The organism is Pseudoalteromonas sp. TB25 (assembly GCF_000497995.1).
In the GTDB taxonomy this organism is placed as follows: domain Bacteria; phylum Pseudomonadota; class Gammaproteobacteria; order Enterobacterales; family Alteromonadaceae; genus Pseudoalteromonas; species Pseudoalteromonas distincta.
In genome coordinates, this window is sequence record NZ_AUTI01000052.1 from 1 (window position 1) to 2,313 (window position 2,313).

Annotated in this window: 2 protein-coding genes and 1 pseudogene; all 3 read right to left on the reverse strand. The window is 35.1% G+C overall.

The genetic code is table 11. From position 1 onward, the window contains the following. Positions 1 to 1,217: DUF3488 domain-containing protein (locus tag L652_RS0100935; RefSeq protein WP_024603194.1), on the reverse strand; the 1,217-nt coding region annotated here is incomplete at its 3' end. Continuing rightward, complete coding sequence (locus L652_RS0100940) at positions 1,217 to 2,203, reverse strand: DUF58 domain-containing protein (RefSeq protein WP_024594807.1); 987 nt, start codon at positions 2,201 to 2,203, stop codon at positions 1,217 to 1,219. The genes L652_RS0100940 and L652_RS0100935, both read right to left, overlap by 1 nt. A gap of 6 nt (positions 2,204 to 2,209) precedes the next feature. After that, positions 2,210 to 2,313 (reverse strand): annotated as a pseudogene (locus tag L652_RS1000000125265) (AAA family ATPase); the annotation flags it as partial.

The window sequence follows — 2,313 nt, forward strand, 5'->3', positions numbered from 1 at the left end:
TGGCCACAAAAGCCACGTTGATTATCAAATAAAAATTGATCTATGGTGTTATCGCCGCTCATAGGAGTGGGTGTTAATGTGTAAGTAAATCCCGTACCTGCAAAGTACTGTAATAAGCGATTATAAAAATCGCGATCAGAGTGTGTATTTTGCTTTAAGTTTTTAGCAAGTGATGATGTTTTTACATTCTTTTTATTGGAGAGGTATTTGTAGCGTTTTTCTTCAAATTCGCCAAGCGGTAAAGCTTTGAAGTTAAAGCTATTTACATCGTATTGTAAGTTTTTAGCTTGGCGACTTTTTTTACGCAATAAACCTAGCGAATTACCTTCAACATTTGGTGAGTTACTACTGGAATACGCTAAACCATAGAGCCATTTTTGTGTAGCAGGCTCTGTAATAACTGAGTAGCTTGCAATAAGTTGCTCATCATTTTCGCTCTGCGTATTTGTTTTTACATTATTATATTTTAAAAAGTCAGACGTAAGCCACGCATTGCCATTAAACTCATCATGGACTATTGCTCGCCAATAATAAGGCGCTACAGGTTTTTCTTCGTTAAATTTAGCTCTAAATACAAGCTCGTCAGAATTTGAAAGCTTAGCAATATCGAATGGATCGACTTGTTCAGAAAGCCCTGTTTTAGCAAGCTTAGGTCCAGGAAGCTGCCAAAAGGTGGGCATTTTTGGTAAAAAAAGCAGTAAAAATATAGCTAAAGGAAGCGCTAAAAGTAGCAATTTACCACTTTGCTTAGAGGCGATTTTTAAATTATGTTTGGACTCGAGTAGGCCAAGTACTGCAAAGTTTAATATGTATAAACTACTAACAGTTAAAGTCGTTAAAATGCTTTGGTTAAATAAATACACAGATGAGAGTGAAAAAAACGTAAGCGTTGTAATTACATGATAGTGTTTTTTGGTTTTAGCCTGTAGCAGTTTAAATAAACTAGCAAGTAGCAGCATGGCCACAAATAAAATAACCGTATCCGACATGCCTACTATGTAGAGCATTAAACCCAGTGACACACCTGCGAGTATATTTGCCAGCCAAGCATTTGGCTTTGGTTTATTACTCAGCGTTATGTAAAAGTTCCATGCACAAATAAGTGAAAGTACACCTACGAAAACAAGCGGTAAATGTGATACAAAAAATACAATCAAACATGCATATATAAAAGACAGCGAATAATTTATTACTTTTTCGTTTTTAAGTATGTCCATTACACATCACCATTAAATGAGCATAATAATTCTAAGCATTGCTGCTTATGATGCTGTCCGGTATTTGTATTTATTGTTTTATTCGGTAGCTTTAACATAAAAGGGGTGTTTTTCTCGGTTGCTTCACACACTAAAAAGCATAACTGGCTTAAGCGCTGCTCTGTATCTCCATTCATTAACGTAAAATCGAAGAGTGCATTTGCTGTTTTAAAGTCTACAAACTCTTTAACTAACAACTGCTGGGTTTTTGCGTAATGCTTCCACGACACTCTTTGCAAGCCCATTTCAGGTAAATGTGGGATAAGAGACTCAAACTCTTCGCTACCAGATTGTGTAGAAATACCTTTATCGGCTTGCTCATCAAGCATAGAAACATGCGTATCACTGTGTACTTGTTCAAGCGACGGGTATACAAATACATCTTCTTGTAATTGAATGTAGCTCCAAACAGTTATCAAACCAAAGGGATAGTTACTCGCTATTTTAATACGTTGCACTGAGTACTTACCGCGTGAGCTGTAGGGTAAGTTGAGTGTAAGTACCTGAGGTTTAATATCAACTTGGCCGGTATGTTTGTGAGTTTGCTCACTACCTTGATATGTTAAATTAATAGATTGGGTTACTGAAGGGCTTTGTAATTCAAATATAATACTCGGTTTTTGAGGAGCGTAGCTATTAAATGCATCTTTAAATTTAACTGTTAAGCCTTTAGCGTTACTGTAGCCCATTAATACAGCAATAATCATCACCACAAACATAAGATAAGACATTATTAAAATTAGATTATTTTGATAATTAATGCCCATCACAAAGTTTAAAATAGCTACAACTATAAAATACCAACCAAGGGATGATGGCAATACATAAATTGTTCTGTGTTCAAGTGTAATTGAGTTTTTTAAATGTTTATTTTTTAATAACTTATTAAATACACTTTGCTTAAATGACTTAAATAAAGAAGGGCGCTTAGCTGTTTTTTTTGGCATAAAAGTTTATACCGGAACTAATACGTTTTTTAAAATATCGTTTACTTGCGCTTCATCTGACTCATTATGCAAACCTAATCGATGCTGACACACACTTGCAAATACGGCTT

Coding starts and splice junctions, on each gene's coding strand:
- L652_RS0100940 (WP_024594807.1), bottom strand. CDS start 2,203: ATGCCAAAAAAAACAGCTAAGCGCCCTTCTTTATTTAAGTCATTTAAG.